Here is a 22,856-nt window from a genome sequence, read left to right as displayed (position 1 = left end):
CCCGCCGCGTCAGCGGGGGTGGGCCGTGAAGACGTCGTGCAGGACGTCCATGTAGGCGCCGTGGCCGCTGGCGCTGGCCCAGGCCGTGGCGGACTCGGCGGCCGTGCCCTCGCCCCATTCGTTGTAGGTGACGAGCAGCTGGAAGGGCGCGCCGGAGGTGGCGACGGTCGTGGCGTCACGGCGGAAGCGGTCGAGGTCACGGGGAACGACCGGTTTGTCGGCGTCGTACTTGTAGAAGCCCGGCGAGAGGATCGCCGAGTAGCCCTGCTGGAGGTCCAGGCTGGACGCGTACTGGTGCCAGCCCTGCGGCTGGTTCGCGCACGTGCGGTAGCCGCCGAACACCTTCAGGACGACGTAGTAGCCGGCGGTGCGGTTGGCCTCGGTCCACCGGTCGACCATGTCGCAGCCGTCGCCGCCCGCCGCGTACACGAAGATCACCGGCTTGCCGTCGATGTGCAGCCAGGTCTTCTGGTCGGAGTACTTGCGCAGGTACACGAGGTCGGTGTGGATCTGGCTCACGGACGGATTCCCGTACGCCTCGTTCTCGTAGTACGTCGTCCAGGAGAAGCCCAGCTTGGCGCCCTCGGACATGAGCAGCGGCATCCGCTTGTCCTCGCGCTTGCCGGCGCCCCACCAGGAGGCGATGCCGGCCTGGAGGCCGCCGTACTGCATGTCCTTGATCTGCCGGTCGACGGTGGCGGGGTCGTCCTGGTCGTAGTCGGACGCCGATGCCGTGTACTGGCTGCCGCCGTCGGTGTGCGGGTTCTTGTCGTACCAGGGGTAGTAGAAGGCGGCGCGGACCGGGAGCTTCGTGTCGACGGTCGTGGGGGCCGGGGCCGCCGCGGGGGCCGCCGGCTTCTTGGTGGCACGGGGACGGGCGGTCGCGGACGGCGACGCCGATGTGGACGACGGGGAAGGGGAGACGGAGGGGGGCGCGGAGCGGGCGGTGGGCGACGGGGAGAGCGCGGCGGCCGTGGGGGCCGTCGGGTCACCCGGGCCGACGGCCAGGGCGACCGCGGCGATGGTGACACCGGCGACGCCCGCGGCGGCCAGCGAGAGGAGGCCGACGAGCTTGCCGGCCGAGGCCGCCTTGACCGCGGAGGCCGACTTGGCCGCCTTGCCCGACCTGGCCGCCCGGCCGGCACGGGTGGCGCGGGTGGCGCGGACCGCGGGCGTGGCTTGCGCGAGCGGGGTGGTGTCCGCGACAGGCATGGTGTGCGCTGCGGTCGTGAAATGCCCGGCGGTAGCGGTGTGCGCGGCAGTCGTGGTGTGCGCTGCTGTCGTCGCGCTGCTGCCGCCGCCCGCCCGCAGGGCCGCCGCCGTCAGCGCGATGAGCACGGGCGGGACCGGTAGCAGGGCCAGGTCCGCGAGCAGCCGCTCGGCCGGGACCACGTCGGCCCCGTCGAACACCCCGTCGCAGGCCGGGCATTCACGGGTGTGCCGGGCCACCCGCTTGCGCCACAGACCGCTCGGCCGTCCGTCCCAGCCGTACAGCATCCCGTCCAGGCCCGGGCAGCGCGGCACCGCCTCCAGCGCCCGCACCACCGCCCGCGCGACCTCAAGGCGCGCCTTCAGCCGCTGCACCCGGACGCCCGCCTGCGCGGGCGGGATCTCCAGGGCGGCGGCCAGTTCGGCGCGGCTGAGCTGACCGGCCACCTCCATCCACCACACGGCGAGCAGTTCGCGGTCCTCCGCGTCCAGCCAGCGGGTCGCCTCGGCGGTCTCGCGCCGCTGCTCGGACAGGTGCAGCACGGTGATGGTGAGGTCGGCGAAGTCGGCCCCGGGATCGGCCAGTTGCGCGGTCTCGTCCGGCCATTCGGCACCGGCCTGCTGCGGCGCCGCCCGCCGCAGCCGCCAGTGCCGGCGCACCTGGCGCATCGCGATCGCCACCAGCCACGAGCGGAACGCGGCGGGATCGCGCAGCTGCCCCACGTCGCGGACCATCTGGAGCATGACGTCCTGGACGACGTCGTCGGTGTCGGAGGGCGCGTTCAGGGCACGCCCGACGACGTTGTAGACGAGGGGCAGATGGTCCGCCACGAGCACGTCGAGCGCCCGCTGGTCGCCGGCCTGCGCGGCCCTGACGACGGCGGTCTGCGCGTCATGTCCACTGGGTGAGAAGTCGCTCATGCAAGGGGAGGGTCGGTCGACGCCGTCGGCATAACAGAAAACCGCGGCCAGACTAGCGGGCGGCCGTCAGCCGGCCGGCGGCGTCGTCCCCCTGGCCAGCCGCTCCACCCGGTCGTGCAGGTACTCGACATGGTCCTCCGACTCCGGCTTCATGAGGACGCTGCGCAGGATCCGGGCGCCGTCCGCGTCCGCCGTGACCTTGGGGTGACGGGCGGCGAAGGCGTCGCGGTCGGCCTTGAGGGTGCTGAGGAAGACCGGGTCGGGCGCGGCCATGCCGTCGGCCAGGACGCGGGCGGAGGCGGCGTCGATCGCGGTGAGGGCGGCCGGGTCGGTGGCCGGGAAGTAGGTGACGATGTCCAGCTGGGGGCGCTGGTAGAGCTCCAGGGCGTCCGACGCCTCGATCAGGTCCGCCCAGCGCAGGGCGGCCCGGCGCCCGGCCGCCAGCACCTCGCCGAGGCCGTCGGGCGTGGGCGGCAGGAGCCGGAAGGTGAGCCACAGGGCCGCCGCCGCGGCACCGGCACGGGAGCACTCCAGGCTGATCTCGCCCAGGTGGAGCTCGCCGGAGGTGAAGTAGGTGTACGGCGAGTCGTGCAGGTAGAAGCGGCCGACGTCGGGGTCACGGAAGAGGACGGCTCCGCAGCCGTAGGGCTGGAGTCCGTGCTTGTGCGGGTCGACGACGATCGAGTCGGCGCGGGCGAGGGCCCGCCAGGGCTCGGGCGGCAGCCCCGCGGGGCCCGCGGCACCGGCGAGGAGCGTGAAGAAGCCGCCGTAGGCCGCGTCGACATGCACGCGGACGCCGTGGCGCTCGGCGAGCGGCAGGATCTCGTGGACGGGGTCGACGGCGCCGAGCCCGGTGGTGCCGGTGGTGACGACGACGGTGCCGACGTCACCGGTCTCCAGTACCTCCGCCAGCGCGTCGAGGTCCATCCGGCCCTGGTCGTCGGTGCGGACGGGATGGCTGGTCATGCCGAGGACGTGGCACATGCGGCCGTGGGTGTAGTGGGCGTCGGCGCTGTGCGCGATGCCCCGGCCGGGGTGGAGCTCCCGGGCGACGAAGAGGGCCTCGAGGTTGGCGATGGTGCCGCTGGTGGTCAGGTGGCCGAGGTGTGTGTCGTACCCGAACATCGTGGCGAGCTGCGCGACCGCCTCGCGTTCCATCGCCGCCGTGGCGGGGCCGCCGTCCAGGGCGTGGTTGTTGGGGTTGATCAGCATCGCGGTCAGGTGGCCGACCACCGCGGCGGGGTGCGGGGGCTTGAGCATCTGGCCCGCGTAGTGCGGGTGGAAGAAGGGGTAGTTGTCCTTGAGCCGGTCCGTGAACTCCGCGAAGACCGGCGCGAAGCGGTCGTCGGCGACGTCGAGGGACGGGTGGCGCCGGTAGGGGCCGAAGGTGTCGGCCCACTCCTGTATCGCGTCGGTGGCTCGGCCGAGCCAGTGCTGCAGATCCACGGATCTTCCTCTCGCTCGCGGTGCTCTCACCGTACGATTTAATTGACTACTCAGCAATCACCCAGTCAGTAATCGTTCAGTCAGTAATCGTTCAGTCAGCAATTGATCGAGCAGTGATCATCCGGCCGGTGACCGCCTCGGCGGTAAGCGCGGTCGCAGTAAGGTCGGTCGCGATGAACTCCACGCCCCAGCACCACGACGCCGAAGCCGCCGCCCGCGCCGCCAACAGCCCGCTCGTCCGGGACTTCGGGCTGCTGATCACGTCCGCCACCCGCCTGGAGCAGCGCATCGACAGCGCGCTGCGCCGGGAGTGCGGGATCAGCCACACCATGCTGGAAGTGCTGATCCTGCTCTGCCGCCGGTCCGGCGAGGAGATCTCCCAGCGGCAGCTGGCCGACGGCCTCACGCTCACCAGCAGCGGCACCACCCGCCTGATCGACCGCATGGAGGAGGCCGGGCTGGTCCGGCGGGTGCCGTCCCCCGGGGACCGGCGGGTGGCGCTGGTGGAGCCGACCGCCGAGGGGCGGACGGCACTCCTGGGCGCGGCCGCGGTGCACGCCCGGGTCGTGGAGGAGTTCTTCGTCGGACCGCTGACCGCGGACGACTACACACGGCTGACCGGCGCCCTGGCCGCGATCGACCGGGCCCTCCGCGAGGACACCGGGTGACGGCTTCACTACTCTGATACCGGACATTCTATATGGGGTAATACGGGGCAAATACCCCAAAGAGCCGGTCATCGGTCCGGTTGCCGGTCTGGTTACTGGTGTGGTCACTGGTCTGGGCAGGGGGCTCGTCATGAGTCTCGGCGTGGGTCTCCGTATGGGTCCCGGCACGGGTCCGGGCACGGGCGTCGGCGTGCGGCCCGGCACGGGTGCCGGCATGCGGCCCGGCTTGCGGCTTGCGGGTGTGCGGCTTGCGGGTGTGCGGCTTCCAGGCGTCCGGCTTCCAGGCGTCCGGCTTCCGGGCGTGCGGCGGAGGTCGCTCGCGCGGGTGGTGGTCGCGGTCGCCGTCGGCGCCGGGTTCGTGCTGACCGGAGCCTGTGGCGGAGCCGGAAGCGGGGGCGGGCAGGGGGCGGGGCTCAGTGTCGGCGTGCTGCTGCCGGGTGGCGGTGCCTCGCGGTTCGGGCAGTTCGACCGGCCGTTCATCGAGCAGCGGCTGAAGCAGCTGTGCCCGCACTGCCCGGCCGCGGCCGTCGTGGCCACCCCCGAGCCGGAGGTCCAGCAGCAGCAGTTCGACGCCATGATCACCCGGGGCGTGGACGTCCTGATCCTCTCCGCCATCGACCCCAGGTCGCTGCGCTCGTCGGTGGAGGCCGCGCACCGGGCCGGCATCCCGGTCGTCGCCTACGACCGGCTCGCGCAGGGTCCGGTCTCCGGTTACGTCACCTTCGACGGCGCGGCGATCGGCAGGCTGCAGGGCGAGGCGCTGCTCAAGGGCATGGGGGCGAAGGCGGACGGCGGCCAGATCGTCATGCTGAACGGCGCCGCGGCCGACCCCAACGCGGGCTGGTTCGAGCAGGGCGCGCTCTCGGTCCTGCGGGGCAGGGTGCACATCGGCAAGTCGTACAACACCCCCGGCTGGCGGCCGGACAACGCCTACACCGAGATGGCCGGCGCCATGTCCGCCCTGGGCGCGGACAACATCGACGGTGTCCTGGCCGCCAACGACAGCCTCGCCGGTGCCGCGATCGCCGCCCTCGACGCCGGTGCGGTCCGTCCGCTGCCCCCGGTGACCGGCCAGGACGCCGACCTCGCGGCGGTACGGCGGATCGTCGCGGGCCGGCAGTACATGACCGTCTACAAGTCCTACCGGGCCGAGGCCGGCGCCGCTGTCGAGATGGCCGTCGCCCTGGGGCGCGGCAAGCCGGTCGGAACCGTCGCCGCCACCACCGTCGACAGCGCGACCACCAAGGACATCCCCGCGGTGCTGCTGCCGGCGTACTCGGTGACGGTCGGCACGATCAAGGACACTGTGGTGAAGGACGGTATCTACACCATCGACCAGATATGCACCCCCAAGCTGCGGTCCGCCTGCGCCAAGGCCGGACTCACCTCATAGGGCCCGGGGAAGGAGGTGGTGGCCCGTGGTCCAGCCCCTGCTGGCGCTGCACGGTGTCTCCAAGCGCTTCGCCGCCGTCCAGGCGCTGGTCGACGTCGACCTGGAGATCCGGGCCGGGGAGGTGGTCGCACTGGTCGGCGGGAACGCGGCCGGCAAGTCCACGCTGGTCAAGGTGATCTCCGGGGTCGGTCCCCCGGACCGGGGCGTCATCGCCTGGGAGGGCCGCCCCGTCCAGATCAGACGCCCCCACGACGCCCGGGCGCTCGGCATCGCGACCGTCTACCAGGACCTCGCGATGTGCGGGAACCTCGACGTCGTCGGCAACCTGTTCCTCGGCCGGGAGATCCACCGGTACGGCGTCCTCGACGAGGTCGAGATGGAGCGCCGCTCCCGTGAGCTGCTGCGGACCCTGCCCATCGACATCCCGGACGTGCGGGCCCCGCTCGCCACGCTGTCCGGCGGCCAGCGGCAGGTCGTCGCGATCACCCGGTCGTTCCTCAGCGCGCCCCGGCTGCTCCTCCTCGACGAACCCACCGCCTCCCTGGGCATCGAACAGACCAACCATCTCCTCGACCTCGTCGAGGAGCTCCGCGACCGGGGCACCGGGATCCTCCTCATCAGCCACAACATGGGGGACATCAAGGCCGTCGCCGACCGGGTCGCCGTACTGCGCCTCGGCCGCAACAACGGCCTGTTCGACGTGGGCACCACCTCCCAGGAGCAGATCATCGCCAACATCACGGGTGCGGCGGACCACTCCGGCAGGCACCGCCCCGCCACCGACCCCGGGGAGAGATGGTCGTGAGGGGGCCCTCCACCGGCCGCTTCCGGCGAGGCCGCCTCCGGCCAGGCCGCCTCCGGCAATACACGGACACCGCGCGCCGCCGGCTGAACGAGGGCGGGCTCGGTCCGGCCCCGGTGCTGCTCGCCCTATGCGTGATCTGGGCGGTCTTCCAGAGCCTCAACGCGAACTTCCTCTCGCCCCGCAACCTGTCCGTGCTCAGCGTGGACATCGTCGGAACCGGGATGGTCGCCGTCGGTGTCGTCTTCGTGCTGCTGATCGGCGAGCTCGACCTGTCGGTGGGGTCGCTGGCCGGCCTCTCTGGCGCCCTGTTCGCGGCGCTGAACGTGAACCACGGGATGCCGGAGTGGCTCGCCGTGCTCGTCGGGGTCGCGGTGGGTGCGGGCGCCGGGGCCTTCCACGGGTTCGTGTACACCAAGACCGGGGTGCCCGCGTTCGTCGTGACCCTCGCGGGGCTGCTGACCTGGAACGGCCTGATGCTCTACCTGCTGGGCCCGGAGGGGTCCATCGACTTCGACGGGGACGGGCTGGTCGCCATGCTGACCAGCCACCACTTCCCGGCCCCCGTCGCCGCCTACGGCCTGGCGGCGCTCGGTACGGCGGCCTACCTCGCCGTCTCCTTCCACGACCGCGGACGCCGGGCCGCCGCCGGCATGCCCAACCGGCCGGCGGCCGAGATCTGGGTCCGCACCGCCCTGCTCGCCGGCGCCGCCTTCGCCGCCGCCTACGTCCTGGACCGCTTCGAGGGCCTGCCCCTCGCCCTCCTGATCTTCCTCGCGGTCCTCGTCGCCTCCGACCTCCTGCTGCGCCGCACGGCCTACGGCCGCCAGGTCCTCGCCCTCGGCGGCGGCGCGGAGGCGGCCCTGCGGGCGGGCGTCGCGGTGGCCCGGGTACGGATCTCCGTCTTCCTCGTCTCGGGCGCGCTGGCCGCGGTCGGCGGCCTGTTCGTGGCCTCCCGGCTGACCTCGGCGACCACGGTGCCGGGCTCCGGCATGCTGCTGATCAACGCCATCGCCGCCGCCGTCATCGGCGGCACCAGCCTCTTCGGCGGCCGCGGCTCGACCTGGTCGGCGCTGCTCGGCGTCCTCATCATCCAGTCGATCGCCTCGGGCATGGCCCTGCTGGGGGTCCAGCCCGCGGTCCAGTTCATGATCACCGGCGGTGTGCTGCTGATCGCGGTGGTCTTCGACGCCCTGGCCCGCCGGGCGGCGGCGGGGCAGGCGCGGGCCTAGCGAGGTGCCGGCCGGCGTCCGGTGCCGGTTGAGCGGAACACGGCCTGGCGGGATCCTGGGAACGGGGCAGGGGGTACCCGGACGTCCGGAGGCACCATGGAAGGACGCGTACCCGAGGACCTGGCGGTCGTCGTCGACGCCGACGGGGCGGTTCTGGTGTGGAGTGCGGGTGCCCGGCAGTTGCTCGGGTACGAACCCGCCGAGGTCGTCGGCCGCTCCATCCGGATGCTGCTCGCCGCCGAGCTGCCCCCGTCCGCGCGCCGCCACCTCGCCGACGGGCAGCGGTGGTCCACCGAGGTGGCACTGCGGCACCGCAACGGCGACCGGCTCGTCGTACGCCTCCAGGGAACCCCGCTCGTGGACACGGGCGACAGACCGCTCTGGCTGGTCACCGGTGCCGCGCCGACGACCGTGGCCGGACGCGACCAGCCGGGCGCGGCGACCCTGTGGGACCTCACGCTCGCCCAGCTGCCCACGCCGGTGGCGATCTACGACCGCGAGGCCCGGTTCGTCGCCGCCAACGACGTCATGGCCCAGATCATGGGCCTGTCCGCAGCGGAGATGCGGGGCCTGACCCTGTCGGAGATCGAGCCCAGCTTCCCCTTCGACGAGTACGACCGCCTCCAGCGGCAGGTCCTGCGCACCGGGCGGACGATCTTCCACGAACAGCACGGCCAGGCGCCCGGCGAGACCCGGGAGCACTCCTGGTCGATGTACTTCTCCCCGCTGAAGGACGAGAACGGCACGGTGCAGGGCCTGTCCGCGGTCGTCTTCGACACCACGGAGCAGTACTGGGCCCGCCGCCACCTGGCCGTCCTCAACGACGCCGGCATGCGCATCGGCACCACCCTGGACGTGACCCGCACCGCCGAGGAACTGGCCGAGGTGGCCGTGTCCGGCTTCGCGGACTTCGTCACCGTCGACCTGCTGGAGTCCGTCGCCCTGGGCGACGAGCCCGAGCCGCTGATACCGGGCGAGCCGGTCGCCGTACGCCGTACGGCACAGCGGTCGGTGCTGGAGGGCTGCCCGGAGTCGGTGGCCGACCCCGGCGACGCGTTCCACTACCCGGTGAACACGCCTCCGATGTGGACCCTGCTGGCCGGCCACGGCACCCGCCACCGGCCCGGCGACCCCGGCATGCAGGAGTGGCTCAGGACCTCCCAGGCCCGGGCAGACGCCATCGCCCGGCACATGATCCACTCGGTGCTGATGGTCCCGCTGCGGGCCCGCGGCGTCACCCTGGGCCTGGCCCACTTCCTGCGGCACCGCACCCCCGAGTCCTTCACCGAGGACGACCAGCGGCTCGCCGAGGAGATCGCCGCCAGGGCCGCGGTGAGCGTCGACAACGCCCGCCGCTACACCCGCGAACGCCGCACCGCCCTCGCCCTGCAGCGCAGCCTGCTGCCCGGCCGGCCGCCGGGCCTGGCGGCGACGGAGGTGGCCTACCGCTACCTGCCCACCGGTTCCGGCGCGGACGTCGGCGGCGACTGGTTCGACGTGATCCCGCTCTCCGGCGCCCGGGTCGCCCTGGTCGTCGGCGACGTCGTCGGCCACGGCATCCACGCCTCGGCCACGATGGGCCGCCTGCGTACGGCGGTCCGGACGCTGGCGGACGTCGATCTCGCCCCCGACGAACTCCTCACCCAACTGGACGACCTGGTCATCCGGCTCGACCGCGAGGAGGGCCCGGAGGTGCCCGGCCGGGCGGAGGCGGCGTCCTCCGGCGAGGTGGGCGCCACCTGCCTGTACGCCGTGTACGACCCGGTGACCCGCCGCTGCGCCATGGCCCGAGCCGGCCATCCGCCGCCGGCCCTGGTCACCCCCGACGGCCACGTCCGCTTCCTCGACCTCCCGGCCGGCCCGCCGCTCGGCCTCGGCGGCCTGCCCTTCGAGTCCGCCGAGGTGGAACTGGCCGAGGGCAGTCTGCTCGCCCTCTACACCGACGGCCTGGTGGAGACCGCCGACCACGACATCGAGGTGGGCCTCGGCCTGCTCCGCCGCGCCCTGGCCGACCCGGCCGCGCCCCTGGAGGAGACCTGCGACCACGTCCTGCGCACGGTCCTGACCGATCGCCCGGCCGACGACATCGTGCTGCTGCTCGCCCGCACCTGCGCCCTGGACACCGCGAAGGTCCGCACCTGGCAGCTCCCCCAGCACCCGGCCGCCGTCGCCGGGGCCCGCAAGATGGCCTGCGAACAGCTGGAGGCCTGGGGCCTGACGGACACGGTCTTCGCCACCGAACTGATCGTCAGCGAACTGGTCACGAACGCGGTCCGCTACGGCGACGGCCCGATTGCCCTCCGCCTGATCCGCGACGCGTCCCTCATCTGCGAGGTCTCCGACGGCAGCAGCACGGCCCCCCACCTGCGCCGGGCCCGCGTCTACGACGAGGGCGGCCGCGGCCTGCTCCTGGTCGCCCAGATCTCGGAACGCTGGGGCAGCCGCCAGACCCCGACCGGCAAGACGATCTGGGCGGAACAGCCGCTGCCCACCTGACTCACCGGGTCAGCGGCAGATCCCGCCGCAGGGTGTCGATCACGGCGGAGACGACGGCGGTGGCGACGAACGTCCCGGCCATGACCAGCACCACGCCGACCACGAAGAGCCCGCTGGCGTCGTCCGCCCAGTCGACGCAGGCGGCGAGGGTCAGCCCCGCGGTCGTACCGCCCACGGCGGCCGTGCTGTGCCCCCGGGCCGCCGCCCAGCAGACGGGCACGAGCAGGGTGAGGACCAGCCCGACGACCTGCCAGACCGCGTACGGCCCGCTGGTCGACCCGTCGGGCCGCACGTCGTACTGCTGGTCCCAGCCCAGCCAGGCGGCCCAGGCCGCCACCGACACACCGGCGAGGACGCACACCGGTACCGACGCCCGGAGCACAGGCTTGTGAAGTCGCATGACCCCAGCGTTCCGGCCGGGCCGCCGGCCCGACAGAGTGCGCGTACTCAGATCGGCCGCCTGGGTGCCCTGGAGGCGACCTGAGTACGGGCCGTCGCCCGGTCGTGTCCGTGCTTCGGGCCCCCGTGGCCCCCGAACGTGGCGCGCAGCTCGATGAATTCGACCGGCCCGTCGGCCAACTCGGCGAAGATGTAAGGCTGTTCCTGCCCCCTTCCGGAAGGACAGCCTCATGTCCGAGAAGTTCCCGCCCGTCGAGCCGTATGCCCGTGGTCTTCTCGATGTCGGGGACGGCCAGCGGATCTACTGGGAGACCAGCGGCAACCCGGAAGGGAAGGCGGCCCTGTGCGTGCACGGCGGCCCGGGCAGCGGGGGGCGCCGATGGAACCGCCGGCTGTTCGACCCCGAGGTCTACCGGGTCGTCCTCTTCGACCAGCGCGGCTGCGGCGAGAGCCTGCCGCACGCCTCCGAGCCGTCGGTCGGCCTCGCGCACAACACCACCGACCATCTGATCGCCGACATGGAACGGCTGCGCGAGCACCTCGGCATCGAACGCTGGCTCCTCTACGGCGGCTCCTGGGGCTCGACGCTGATCCTCGCCTACGCCGAACGCCACCCGGAGCGGGTCTCCGAGATCGTCATCGCCGGCGTCACCATGACCCGCCCCGAGGAGACCGACTGGCTCTATCACGGCGTGGGCCGCCTGCTGCCCGGCCCCTGGGAGGCCTTCCGCGACGCCCTGCCGCCCGCCGACCGCGACGGCAGTCTGGTCGCCGCCTACAACAGGCTGCTGAGCAGTCCGGACGCCGCGGTCCGGGTCGCCGCGGCCCGTGCCTGGTGCACCTGGGAGGACGCCGTCATCGCCCACGAGGCGCTGGGCAGTCCCGGCGCCTACAGCGACCGGCCCGACGACGCCCTGATGGCCTTCGTCCGCATCTGTGCGCACTACTTCGCCCATGACGCCTGGCTGGAGGACGGTCAACTGCTGCGGAACGCCCACCGGTTGGCCGGCATTCCGGGGGTGCTGATCCATGGCCGGCTGGACATCGGCAGCCCGCTGAAGACCGCGTGGGAGCTGGCAAAGGCCTGGCCGGACGCGGAACTCAAGGTGATCGACGACGCGGGCCACACCGGCAGTCCCACGCTGCGGCGGACGACCCTGGCGGCGATCGCGCGCTTCGGTGAGGCGAAGGAGGGTGACCGGGGCCGGGGCTAGACCAACCCGCCTTGAGTGCGTCGGTCGCGGCGGCGCAGGGCCGGGTCGAGGAGGGCGGGCGGGGTGTCGTACTTCTCGTGTGCGGCCAGGTCGGTGCCGGGGGTGACGATCGCGTCGATGGCGTCCAGGACGTCGGCGGAGAGCACGGTGTCGGCGGCGGCGAGCTGGGAGCGCAGGTGCTCCGGGGTGCGGGGACCTATGAGGGCGGTGGTGACGGCGGGGTGCGCGGTCACGAAGCCGAGGGCGAGCTGGATCAGGGTCAGCCCGGCCTCGTCGGCGACGGCGGCCAGCCGCTCCACCGCGTCGAGCCGGGCCTGGTTGGCCGGGAGGGTGAGGTCGAAGCGGTCGGGCAGCAGGCCGGCGCGGCTGGTGGTGATGGACCGGCCCCTGCGCACGGCGCCGGACAGCCAGCCGGAGGCCAGCGGGCTCCAGACCAGCACACCCATCCCGTACTCCTCGGTCACGGGCAGGACATGGGACTCGACGCCCCGCTGGAGGAGGGAGTAGCTGGGCTGTTCGGTGACGTACCGGCTCAGGTGGTGCTCGCGGGCGGCCCACTGGCCCTGCACGATCCGGTACGCCGGGTAGGTCGAGGAGCCGAAGTGGCGGATCTTCCCGGCGCGTTGCAGATCGGTCAGCGCCGACAGGGTCTCCTCGTCGCTCGTGGCCGGGTCCCAGCGGTGTATCTGGTAGAGATCGACGTGGTCGACGCCGAGTCGCCGCAGGCTGTTCTCCAGCTCGGTGACCAGCCACCGCCGCGAGCCGCCCCGGTGATTGCGCTCGTCCCCCATCGGCATGCCGGCCTTCGTGGCCAGCACGATGTCGTCGCGACGGCCGGCGATCGCCTTGCCGACCATCTCCTCCGACTCGCCCTGCCCGTACATGTCGGCGGTGTCGATCAGATTGATCCCGGCGTCCAGGGCGGCGTCGACGATCGCGGTCGCCTCCTCCTGGGTGGTACGCCCGATCGCCCCGAAGTTCATCGCGCCGAGCCCGAGCGCGCTGACCTGCACGCCGGTGCGGCCCAAGGTGCGGTACTGCATGACCGAGTCTCCTCACATGGCAGAAAGACAAGAAGGGCAAGAAAGGCAAGAGAGAAAGGCAGCTACGCCAAACGGGACCGTGTCCCGTTTCATGTCTTCGACGATACGGAACGCTGTCCCGTTTGGCAACGCCCCGATAGGGTGACGGCCCGAGGGTGCGCAACGATGAGGGATCGCGACGATGAAGGATGAGCAGCGGCCGACCCGGCCCCGGCGGGCGGACGCCCGGCGCAACGAGGTGACGTTGCTGGAGGCGGCCGCGGCGGCGTTCGTCGCATCGGGCGTGGACGCGCCGGTGCGCGACATCGCGGCCCGGGCGGGTGTCGGCACGGCGACGATCTACCGGCACTTCCCGACCCGAGCCGACCTGATCATCGCGGTCTACCGGCACCAGGTGGACGCCTGCGCCGAGGCCGGCCCGACGCTGCTGGCCACCGCCGCGACCCCGTACGACGCGCTGCGCCAGTGGATCGACCTCTTCGTGGACTTCCTGGCCACCAAGCACGGCCTCGCCGCCGCCCTGCACTCCGACCAGGCGGGGTTCGACACCCTCCACACCTACTTCCTGGACCGGCTCGTCCCCGCCTGCACAGAGCTGCTCGACGCGGCGACCGCAGCCGGCGAGATCCACGCCCGGCTGACGGCGTACGAGCTGATGCGCGGCGTCGGCAACCTCTGCATCGGCGCGGAGCACGACCCCCGCTACGACGCCCGCCGCCTGGTCGGCCTGCTCGTCACCGGGTTGCGCCGCACGACGTGACCTGCCGGGCATGACGGGCGGGTGCCAGGTCCGCGGTGACCCCGACGCCGGGCGGGGCCGGGCACCTCAGCCGGCCGAGACCGGGAACAACCGCCGGAGGCCCTGCCGGAGCAGCACCTGAAGCCGGTCTTCGTACGGAGCGGGGGCCTGCCGGGCCGCGACCGACGCTCACGCGCTCGGCTCGGCTCCGGCTCCGGCTCCGGCTCCGGTGAACATGGCGATCAGGCCGTGGGGGGAGTCGTCGCCGAACATGCGCTCGTGGAGGTCGGCGGCCTCGACGGCCTCCGCGGCGCTGCGCCGGAACATGGCCTGCTCGTACGCGGTGAGCCCGGCCTCGGTGTCGTCGGGGTGCGCGGCGAGCGCCTTGCCGAGTTCGGCGCCGTCGTACATGGCCAGGTTGGCGCCCTCGCCGTTCGGGATCATCAGGTGGGCCGCGTCGCCGAGCAGGGTCACCCCCGGCACCCGGTCCCACCGGTGCCCGGCGGGCAGGGTGTGCAGGGGGCGCAGGACCGGCGCGGTCTCGCCGTCGGTGATCAGCGCGGTGAGCTCGGGCGCCCAGCCGTCGAACTCCGCCGCGATCCGCCCGGCGACCGCGGCGGCCGGGGCGACTGCGGCGGCCGGGGCGACTGCGGCGGCCGGGGCGACTGCGGCGGCCGGGGCGGCTACGGCGGCTACGGCGGCCTGGGCGACCGCGGCCGGATCGGTGAAGCCGGCGGCGGTGAACCACTCCTGCGGCCTGCGCAGCGCCACGTAGGTGTGGAGGGTCCCGCCGGTCTCCCGGTGGGCCTGGATCCCCTTTCCCGGCGCGAGCGCGAACATCGCCCCGCCGCCGACCGCCTTCGCGGCGGCCGGGTGCCGGAGGTCGGCATCGAACAGGTAGGTCTCGACGAACGAGGTGCCGGTGTACTCGGGTACGGCGGCGGACAGCAGCGGCCGCACCCGTGACCACGCGCCGTCCGCGCCGACCAGCAGGCTCGTGGTCACGGCGGTGCCGTCGGCGAACGCCACCTCGTGGCGGCCCTCGCCGAGGACGCGGACGCCGCTGACCTTGCGGCCCCACCGGACGGTGCCGGCCGGCAGCGATTCGAGCAGGATCCGGCGCAGCTCGCCGCGCAGCACCTCGGGGCGGCCCCCCGTGCCGTCGTCGGCCTCTTCGAGGAGAACGGTGCCGTCGGCGGCGAGGGCCCGGGTCGCCTCGCGCCCCTCCAGCACGAGGGCGCGGAACTCCCCGTACAGGCCTGCCTCCCGGAGCGCCCGCTGGCCGTTGTGCTCGTGGATGTCGAGCATCCCGCCCTGCGGGCGTGCCGTCGCGGAGGCCTCCGCCTCGTAGAGGGTGGCCGGGATGCCGTGGACGTGCAGGACGCGGGCGAGCATGAGGCCGCCGAGTCCGGCTCCGATGATCGTGACGGGCGTGCGCATGGTGACTCCTCCGGGGAAGGGGCCGGCCTCTTGGGGCCCGCCTTCTGGAACAGCACATCTGGAACAGCACATCTGGAACAACATTCCATACTGGAATATTGTTCCATGTTGGAACGGCGCTCCAGCCATGTCAAGATGGCTCCATGGCAACGCGGACACGCCGGTCACAGCGGCGCACAGAAGCGCTCTCCCGGGAGCGCATCGTCGAGGCCGCCGTCGAGCTGCTCGACACGGCCGGCGAGAGCGGGCTGACGTTCCGGGCACTGACCGAACGCCTCGCCACCGGGCCCGGGGCGATCTACTGGCACGTGGCGAACAAGGACGAGCTGCTCGCCGCCGTCACGGACGCGGTCGTCGCCGCCGCCGTGGCCGTCGGGCGCACCGCCGGAACCCCGCAGTCGCCGCCCGAGAGGCCCGAGCCCCAGGCCTCGCCGCAGGACGGGATCCGGGGCGTCGCGCTCGGGCTGTTCGAAGCGATCGAGCGGCATCCGTGGCTCGCGACGCAGCTCGCCGCGCAGCTCTCCCGCAGCCCCTGGGGGACGGTGGCGCCGCGGATGTTCGAGAGCATCGGTCAGCAGGTCCGCGCCCTCGACGTGCCCGAGAGCAGCTGGTTCACGGTGACCTCGGCGCTGGTGCACTACGTCCTCGGCGCCGCCGGTCAGAACGCCGCGAACAGCGCGAGCGCCCGCACCCTCGCACCGGGCGTGGACCGCGCCCGTTTCCTCGACACCGTGTCCACGGCGTGGGAGGAACTAGACCCTGACGAGTACCCGTTCACCCGGGCGGTGGCGGACCAGATCCGCGGGCACGACGACCGCGAGCAGTTCCTCGCCGGCATCGATCTCGTCCTCGCCGGCATCACCGCCACCCAGCACCGGGAGCCCCGCCCCGTCCAGGAATAGCCGCCGGTCCGCCCCATGTTGCCGCGACCATGACGACGAACGCGCCACGGCCCGAGATCCTGCGCTACACCGCCTTCTCCAGCTCCCCCGAGGGCGGCAACCCCGCCGGCGTCGTGCTGGACGCCAGCGGTCTGGACGACGGCGACATGCTCGCCATCGCCGCCGAACTCGGCTACTCGGAGTCGGCGTTCCTGACCGCGCCCCCGGCGGGCCTCGGCGGCGCGGACGGACGGGCATACACCATCCGTTACTTCAGCCCCAAGGCCGAGGTGCCGTTCTGCGGGCACGCCACCATCGCGACCGCCGTCGCGCTCGCCGAGCGAACCGGCCCCGGGGAGCTGGTGTTCGCCACCCGCGCGGGCACGGTGCCGGTGGCGGTGACCGAGGAGGGCGGGGCGGTCCGGGCCACGCTCACCAGCGTCGAGCCGCACACCGAGGAGATCCCCGACGCCGACCTCGCGGAGGCGCTCGCCGCGCTCGACTGGCCGGCCGCCGATCTCGACCCGGCCTTCCCGCCCCGCATCGCGTTCGCCGGCGCCCGCCATCTCGTGCTCGCGGCGGCGAGCCGCGCCCGCCTCGCGGACCTCGCGTACGACTTCGCGCGCCTCGAGGCGCTGATGCACCGTCTGGACCTGACCACGGTCCAGCTGGTGTGGCGGGAGTCGGCGACCGTCTTCCACGTCCGTGACCCGTTCCCCGTCGGCGGGGTTGTCGAGGACCCGGCGACCGGCGCCGCGGCCGCCGCGTTCGGCGCGTACGCCCGCGAGCTCGGCCTGGTCCCCGAGGACGCCGTCCTCACCCTGCACCAGGGCGAGGACCTGGGCCGCCCCGGCGAACTCACGGTGACCCTGCGCGCGGGCGACCCGCGCGTCCACGTCGGCGGCACCGGAGCCCGCATCGCGTGAGCCGCCGGGCCGCCCGGGTCCGGCGGCGGCACCACGGATATTGCGTGGCACCGCCGCCGGACCCGGGCGGAGACTCGTCCCCATGACGGACACGCCGGACGCGGCGCACGCGGAGGACGCGGCGCACACGGAAGACGCGGGGCACACGGAAGACCGGACGAACACAGAAGACCCGGCGCACGCAGAAGACGCGGCCAACGCGGACAACGGCGGAAACACGGCGGACTCAGCGTCAGCGGACGCGGCGTACGCGGTGCCCGCGGCGGACACAGTCGGCCCCGCAGACCCCGCGGACGCAGCCGGCCCCGCGGACGTCGCGGTCACGCCCCGCGCGCCGGACATGGCGGCCTTCCGGGAGGCCGTCCGCGCTTGGGCCGGCGGCGGGCCCGAGGCGCCCGCGCGGGAACTCGCCGAGCGGCTCGGTGTGCGGGTCGCCGTGCTGCTCGAAGGGCCCAGCGACCTCGCGGCCGTCGACGCGCTGGCCGCCCGGCGCGGCCGGGACCCGGCGGCCGAAGGGGTCTGCGTGCTGTCGATGGGCGGGGCGATGAACGTCGGCCGGTTCGCCCGCCTCCTCGGGCCGACCGGCCTCGGCCTGCGCCTGACCGGGCTCTGCGACGAACGCGAACGCCCCTACTACACCCGCGGCCTGGAGCGGGCCGGCGCCGCGGAGCACGGCTTCTTCGTCTGCGCGGCCGATCTGGAGGACGAGCTGATCCGCGCCCTCGGCCCGCCCCGCGTCGTCGAACTCGTCCGGGCCGAGGGCGACCACCGTGCCCTGCGCACCTTCCTGAACCAGCCCGCCCAGCAGGGCCGTACCGAGCAGCAGCAGCTGCGCCGCTTCCTCGGTACGACATCGGGCCGCAAGATCCACTACGGCCGGGTACTGGTCGAGGCCCTCGACCCCGACCGCGTACCCTCACCGCTCGACGCCCTGCTCACCGGTCTTTGAATCTCTGGATCTCCGAACCTCTTGGAGTCCCTGAACCCCGCGGGGCCTACTCGCCCCCCAGCCCCAACGCCCCCGCCAGCTCCCGGTAGGCCGGCAGCGGGTCGGTGCCGTCGGCGTGCAGCACCTGCAGCGCCACATGGTCGGCGCCCGCGTCCAGATGGGCCCGGACGCCCTTCGCCACCCGGGCCGTGTCGCCGTGCAGGATCAGCGCGTCGAAGAGGCGGTCGCTGCCGCCGTCCGCGAAGTCGGTGTCGTCGAAGCCGAGGCGGCGCAGGTTGCCGACGTAGTTGGTCAGGCCGAGGTAGAAGCCGAGCGTGACGTCGCCGATCGCGCGGGCCCTGGCGGGGTCCGTCTCCAGGACCACCTTCTGTTCGGGGGCGAGGAGGGGGCCGGTGCCGAGGAGGTCGCGGGCCCGGCGGCTGTGCTCGGGGGTGACGAGGTAGGGGTGGGCGGCCGCCGTGCGGTCGCCGGCCAGACGCAGGACGCGGGGGCCGAGGGCCGCCAGCGCCCGGCGGGCGACCGGGACACCGCCGGCGTCGAGGACGTCCAGGTAGTCGTTGAGGGCCTCGTAGGGCCGTACGAACTCCTTCGTGGCCTCCGGGTGGCCCGCGCCGATGCCCAGCAGGAAGCGGTCCGCGTGGCGTTCGGCGATGCGCCGGTACGCGCGGGCGATCCGGTCGGCCGGGCTGGACCAGATGTTCACGATGCCGGTGGCGACGCCCAGGGTCTCGGTGGCGTCGAGCAGCTGCTCGGCCACGGTCAGGTCCGGGTCGGTCACATTGCCGAGCCACAGCGTGCCGTAGCCGAGGCGTTCCAGCTCGGCGGCCAGGCCGGGCTCCGTCTTCTCATGGCGCCACACACCGATGGCACCCAGGTCGATCTTGCGCGGGATCTCGTCCATACCCCGGACAACCGGCGGGTCATCGCCGACTATTCCGATCGCCATCGAAATAGTCGATCACGATCCGCCAGTACACCTCCGCGATCACACTCATGAACTGCCATTACATACATGACTCTTGACGCACCCGCGACACACTCCTAGCTTCGCAGAGAAAGCGCTTTCCGCAAGGTTCCCGATGGAGACGAACGGAGACGAACGATGCACGTGAGACCAGTTATCGCGGCCGTCGGCCTGCTCGCCGGCACGCTCGTCGCACTCTCCGGCGGCCCCGCGCAGGCCGCGTCCACCGTGCTGTACGTGTCGCCGAGCGGCACCGACGGCGCGGCCGGCACCCAGTCGGCGCCGACCACGCTCACCTCGGCGATCAGCCGTATCGCCTCGGGCGGCACGATCTACCTGCGCGGCGGGACGTACGCCTACTCCGCCACCGTGACCGTCCCGGCCGGCTCCAACGGCACCTCCGGCGCGCTCACCACCCTCTCCGCCTACCCGGGCGAGACCCCGGTCCTCGACTTCGCCGCACAGAGCGAGAGTTCGTCGAACCGGGGCATCCAGCTCTACGCCAACTACTGGCATCTGTACGGCCTCACGGTCGAGCACGCGGGCGACAACGGCATCTACGTCGGCGGCAGCGACAACGTCATCGAGCGCGCCGTGACCGCGTACAACCGCGACACGGGACTCCAGCTCGGCCGGATCTCCTCCAGCACACCCAGCAGCCAGTGGCCCGCGAACAACCTGGTGGTCAGCTCCGAGTCGCACGACAACGCCGACAGCGACGGCGAGGACGCGGACGGGTTCGCGTCCAAACTGACCACCGGGACCGGGAACGTCTTCCGGTACGACGTCTCGCACCACAACATCGACGACGGCTGGGACCTGTACACCAAGACCGACACGGGAGCCATCGGGCCGGTCACCATCGAGTACTCGCTCTCCTACGGCAACGGCACGCTGAGCGACGGCAGTCAGAGCGGGGACGGCGACCGCAACGGCTACAAGCTCGGCGGCGACGACATCGCCGTCAACCACGTGGTGCAGCACGACATCGCCTACGGCAACGGGCACCACGGGTTCACCTACAACAGCAACCCCGGCACGATGACCGTCTCGAACAACGTGGGCATCGACAACGCCGAGCGCAACTTCTCCTTCGACACGGGCACTTCGGTGTTCCGGACCGACACCTCGTGCCGGTTCGCCGTCAGCGGCTCCAACGACAAGACGGTCGGTGACACCGACAGCTCCGACCAGTTCTGGACGGGCACCAACGGCTCCCGGTGCGCCTCCTACTCGGGCGCCCTGGGCTGGTCCTTCGCGTCGAACGGCAAGCTCGTCGTGACCTTCGGCGGGACCGTCGTCAATCCCTGACGGACGGCGGGTCATCGGCTCTGATGCCGGGATGCGACAGGTCCGGTATCCACAGGGTGTGGATACCGGACCTGTTCCGGGAACGGGGTGCCGTCAGTTCCGTACCGTCAGATACAGCCAGCCGCCCCAGGTGTCCGCGTTGCTCGTGTCCTTGGCGCTGTGGACGTACTCCGTCCGCACCCGGAACCTCTGGTTCACCGCGTGGGTGAGGATCAGGTGGGTCACGCCGGTGCTGCCCGGGGTCATGGAGAAGCAGGAGGACGTGGCGAGCGTGTGCCAGGCGCCGCTGTAGTACTCCTGGGCCTGGAACTTCATGCACTGCCCGGACTTGTCCGGCGTCACCGTGCCGACCACCTGCGGCTGCACGGTGTGGTGGTAGACGCGGTAGGTGACACCGCTGTAGGTCGTGCTCGTGTAGTAACTCCCCAGCTTCTCCGCGATCTTCACCTGGGTGGCGGCGGAGTGGGTGGCCGTGGCGGGGGCGTAGCGGTAGTCGCCCGCGAAGGACGCCGTGTAGGTGGTGTTGCGGGTGGGCTTGTACGTCGTCCTCAGGTTGCCCTTGCTGTCGACCGTGCCGGTCTTCAGCAGGGTCTTCTTGCCGCCGGCGGGCGTGGCGTAGACCGAGACCGTGCGGCCGTTGTAGGTCGTGCCGAGGTGGGCGGTGACGGTGGCCGTCGCGGCGTACGCGTAGGTGGACTTGTCGGTGGTGACGGTCACCGTCGACTTGGCGCGGGACACCTGGACGATCGCGGAGGCGGTGGCGGCCTGGTGGGACGCGTCGCCCGGGTAACTCACGGTGTAGGTGACGGCGCCGCCGATGTCCGGGGTGTCCTTGACCGTGATCGTGCCGTCGGCCGCGACCGGCGCCGTCCAGGTCGCCGGGGTGGTGGTGTGGGCGGCGTCGGTGCGGGTGACGGTGGCCTTCTCGCCGGCGGCGTAGGGCGCGTCACCGAGTTTGCCGGTGAAGGAGAGGGCCGCGGCGCGGGTGGCGGTGGCGGGGGCCTTCAGGGTGAGGGCCGGGGCGTAGGCGGAGACCGACAGGCTCGGGTCGTCGGCGCTCGGCTCGTGGGTGGCGTCACCCGCGTAGGAGAGGTGGTAGGTGAACCACCCGGCCGCCTCCGGCGCGTCGGTCACCGTGAACTCGTCGGTGGCCGGGTCGACGGTCACCGAGGGGAGCTGGACCGTCTCGTGGGTGTCCTCGTTGATGCGGGACACGTCGATCGTGGTGCCCTGCGGGAAGCTGCCGAAGCCCAGTTCGGCGGTGAGTGTGCCCTTGATGACGACCGAGTGCGGGCTCGCCGAGTCGATCTCCGGGGCCTCGACGGTCGTGGGCAGCCGCGCCACGTACACCTTCAGGGTCGCGGTCGCGGGGCGGTGGGTGGCGTCTCCGGCGTACGACACCTGGTACGTGTACTCGCCCGCGTCCGGCCGGGTGTCGCTGATGCCGAACGTGCCGTCGGTGCCGACCGTGGCATCGGGCAGGGGCTCGCCGTCGCGGGTGACCTGGAGGGCGGCACCGGCCGGGAGGAGGCCCCTGGTGGCGAGGGCGCCGGTGAGGGTGAACTGCTGGGTGGGGACCGCGTACTGCGGCGGGTCCAGGGTCAGGGTGGTGTCGGTGAGCTTCGCGGAGCCGAGCACGTCGAGGCTGTAGGCACCGGAGGAGTCCCGGGTGACGGCGTAGAGGGTGGTGCCGTCGCCGCCCCACGTCAGGCCGTCGGGGGCGACGGTGGTGCCGGACGGGAAGGTGACGTGGTTCGCCGCCGGGTTGGTACCGACGTAGACGTAGAGGCCCGCGGTACTGGCCGAGGCGATCGTGCCGTCGGTGTCGATCGCGAGCGAGGCCGGGCCCACGCCACCGGTGTAGTACGGGGCGGGGTTGGCGTGCAGCAGGTCCGAGGTGCGGTAGGTCTCCAGGGCGGGCTGCTGGGTGGCGGCGAGCAGCACCGCGGCGCCGTCGCCGGTGACCTGGAGCCCGGTCGCGGTGCCGCCGTAGACGTCCGTGTCGGCCTTGGCGGTCGCCGTGCCGGAGGAGACGTCGAAGGTCGCCACGTGGCTGAGGCTCTGCAGTGGTTCCTCGGCGGCGAGCACCCCGCCGCCGGCCGCCAGCAGCGGCGGGACCGACCAGTGGGAGAGGGAGGGCGTCGCCACCGTGCCGGAGGCGTCGACGGAGCCGATCGCGCCCTTGCCGTCGGCCGTTTCGTAGCCGTACCAGACCTTGCCGCCCGCCACGGCGACGGAGACGGGCGCGCTGCCGGTGCCGGTCGCGTAGCGGGCGGACTCGGTGAGCGTCGCGGTGTCGACGGCGGCGACCGCGTCACCGTCGGCGAGGGCCGCGTAGAGGGTCGAGCCGTCGGCGGAGAGCGCGAGGCCCGTGGCGCCCTGCTCGTCCGTGATGGTGGTGACGGGCGTGCCGGCCAGGTCGGTCACCAGGATGCCGGTCGAGCCGGCGCCCTGGCTGAAGAAGAGGTGCTGGTGGGCGGTGTCGGCCACCATGTGCGCGTAGTGCGACAGCGGCAGTGCCGCCGTGCTGTCGGCCAGTGCGGCGGGTGCGGTGAGGCCGACGGTGGCGGTGGTCAGCCCGGCGACGACGGATATCGCCGCCGAGAGCGAGACCTGCTTGAGGCGCATGGAGCTCCGGGGAACAGGATGGTCGGTGTGCGGGGTGGCGGTGGGACGATAACCGGCCCTGATGACCGGATCACTGTCCGGAAAACCTGATCTTCACCATGGACCGGCAAAGATTCGGTTCCTGGACGCCTCGGTCGGCCGGGGCCACGCCGAGTCGGGCCTGTGCCGGGGTCCCCCAAGTGCGTGCGGTTGCCG

General features: G+C 72.8%; 18 protein-coding genes. 11 read left to right on the top strand and 7 right to left on the bottom strand.

What is annotated here, in order from left to right; genetic code table 11:
- Positions 1-9: 9 nt before the first annotated feature.
- Positions 10-2,130: a sigma-70 family RNA polymerase sigma factor gene (locus KVT45_RS34880; RefSeq protein ID WP_217553160.1), complete on the bottom strand. Its 2,121-nt coding sequence runs from the start codon at positions 2,128-2,130 to the stop codon at positions 10-12.
- A 66-nt stretch (positions 2,131-2,196) separates the two neighbouring features.
- Entirely contained in the window at positions 2,197-3,576 is a 1,380-nt protein-coding gene (locus KVT45_RS34875; protein ID WP_217553159.1) for an aminotransferase class I/II-fold pyridoxal phosphate-dependent enzyme, read from the bottom strand.
- 173 nt (positions 3,577-3,749) lie between these two features.
- On the opposite strand from KVT45_RS34875, the gene KVT45_RS34870 reads away from it, so the two are divergent.
- The 5 genes from KVT45_RS34870 (at position 3,750) to KVT45_RS34850 (ending at position 10,167) form a co-directional block, all read left to right on the top strand.
- Positions 3,750-4,244, top strand: coding sequence for a MarR family winged helix-turn-helix transcriptional regulator (locus KVT45_RS34870; protein WP_217553158.1), 495 nt, complete (start codon positions 3,750-3,752; stop codon positions 4,242-4,244).
- Positions 4,245-4,545: 301 nt separating this feature from the next.
- Complete coding sequence (locus KVT45_RS34865) at positions 4,546-5,637, top strand: substrate-binding domain-containing protein (RefSeq protein ID WP_308310948.1); 1,092 nt, start codon at positions 4,546-4,548, stop codon at positions 5,635-5,637.
- Between the two features lie 25 nt (positions 5,638-5,662).
- Positions 5,663-6,442 (top strand): ATP-binding cassette domain-containing protein, encoded by a 780-nt coding sequence (locus KVT45_RS34860; RefSeq protein WP_308310947.1) that lies wholly within the window; start codon positions 5,663-5,665, stop codon positions 6,440-6,442.
- Positions 6,443-6,525: 83 nt separating this feature from the next.
- Positions 6,526-7,671 (top strand): sugar ABC transporter permease, encoded by a 1,146-nt coding sequence (locus KVT45_RS34855; RefSeq protein ID WP_254647800.1) that lies wholly within the window; start codon positions 6,526-6,528, stop codon positions 7,669-7,671.
- Between the two features lie 96 nt (positions 7,672-7,767).
- Positions 7,768-10,167: a SpoIIE family protein phosphatase gene (locus KVT45_RS34850; RefSeq protein ID WP_217553156.1), complete on the top strand. Its 2,400-nt coding sequence runs from the start codon at positions 7,768-7,770 to the stop codon at positions 10,165-10,167.
- Between the two features lies 1 nt (position 10,168).
- On the opposite strand, the gene KVT45_RS34845 is transcribed toward KVT45_RS34850, so the two are convergent.
- Complete coding sequence (locus KVT45_RS34845; RefSeq protein ID WP_217553155.1) at positions 10,169-10,567, bottom strand: hypothetical protein; 399 nt, start codon at positions 10,565-10,567, stop codon at positions 10,169-10,171.
- Between the two features lie 229 nt (positions 10,568-10,796).
- Here KVT45_RS34845 and pip point away from each other — a divergent pair, with 229 nt between their 5' ends.
- On the top strand, positions 10,797-11,780 hold the full coding sequence (gene pip / locus KVT45_RS34840) for a prolyl aminopeptidase (protein WP_217553154.1): 984 nt from the start codon (positions 10,797-10,799) through the stop codon (positions 11,778-11,780).
- Here pip and KVT45_RS34835 read toward each other — a convergent pair.
- On the bottom strand, positions 11,777-12,823 hold the full coding sequence (locus tag KVT45_RS34835; RefSeq protein ID WP_217553153.1) for an aldo/keto reductase: 1,047 nt from the start codon (positions 12,821-12,823) through the stop codon (positions 11,777-11,779). The two genes, pip and KVT45_RS34835, sit on opposite strands and share 4 nt — an antisense overlap.
- Positions 12,824-13,004: 181 nt before the next feature.
- Between KVT45_RS34835 and KVT45_RS34830 the strand changes: the two genes are divergently transcribed.
- Positions 13,005-13,583, top strand: a complete 579-nt coding sequence (locus KVT45_RS34830) for a TetR/AcrR family transcriptional regulator (protein ID WP_217553152.1) — start codon at positions 13,005-13,007, stop codon at positions 13,581-13,583.
- 168 nt (positions 13,584-13,751) lie between these two features.
- On the opposite strand, the gene KVT45_RS34825 is transcribed toward KVT45_RS34830, so the two are convergent.
- Positions 13,752-15,002 carry an NAD(P)/FAD-dependent oxidoreductase gene (locus KVT45_RS34825; protein ID WP_217553151.1) on the bottom strand — a complete coding sequence of 417 codons (1,251 nt, stop codon included), beginning with the start codon at positions 15,000-15,002 and terminating at the stop codon, positions 13,752-13,754.
- 143 nt (positions 15,003-15,145) lie between these two features.
- Between KVT45_RS34825 and KVT45_RS34820 the strand changes: the two genes are divergently transcribed.
- The 3 genes from KVT45_RS34820 (at position 15,146) to KVT45_RS34810 (ending at position 17,758) form a co-directional block, all read left to right on the top strand.
- Positions 15,146-15,904, top strand: coding sequence for a TetR/AcrR family transcriptional regulator (locus tag KVT45_RS34820; protein ID WP_217553150.1), 759 nt, complete (start codon positions 15,146-15,148; stop codon positions 15,902-15,904).
- 29 nt (positions 15,905-15,933) lie between these two features.
- A complete protein-coding gene (locus tag KVT45_RS34815; RefSeq protein WP_217553149.1) occupies positions 15,934-16,809 on the top strand; it encodes a PhzF family phenazine biosynthesis protein in 876 nt (291 codons plus the stop codon).
- A gap of 340 nt (positions 16,810-17,149) precedes the next feature.
- Positions 17,150-17,758, top strand: coding sequence for a TOPRIM nucleotidyl transferase/hydrolase domain-containing protein (locus KVT45_RS34810; RefSeq protein WP_217553233.1), 609 nt, complete (start codon positions 17,150-17,152; stop codon positions 17,756-17,758).
- Positions 17,759-17,804: 46 nt separating this feature from the next.
- On the opposite strand, the gene KVT45_RS34805 is transcribed toward KVT45_RS34810, so the two are convergent.
- Positions 17,805-18,704: an LLM class F420-dependent oxidoreductase gene (locus KVT45_RS34805; protein ID WP_254647788.1), complete on the bottom strand. Its 900-nt coding sequence runs from the start codon at positions 18,702-18,704 to the stop codon at positions 17,805-17,807.
- 156 nt (positions 18,705-18,860) lie between these two features.
- Between KVT45_RS34805 and KVT45_RS34800 the strand changes: the two genes are divergently transcribed.
- Positions 18,861-20,033, top strand: coding sequence for a right-handed parallel beta-helix repeat-containing protein (locus KVT45_RS34800; protein WP_217553148.1), 1,173 nt, complete (start codon positions 18,861-18,863; stop codon positions 20,031-20,033).
- A 93-nt stretch (positions 20,034-20,126) separates the two neighbouring features.
- Here the strand turns inward: KVT45_RS34800 and KVT45_RS34795 are convergent, their stop codons facing one another.
- On the bottom strand, positions 20,127-22,661 hold the full coding sequence (locus KVT45_RS34795; protein WP_217553147.1) for a hypothetical protein: 2,535 nt from the start codon (positions 22,659-22,661) through the stop codon (positions 20,127-20,129).
- Positions 22,662-22,856 lie beyond the last annotated feature (195 nt).

This window comes from Streptomyces sp. GbtcB6 (genome assembly GCF_019091475.1).
Classification (GTDB): Bacteria; Actinomycetota; Actinomycetes; order Streptomycetales; family Streptomycetaceae; genus Streptomyces; species Streptomyces hyaluromycini.
This window is presented reverse-complemented; position numbering and strand designations above follow the sequence as displayed.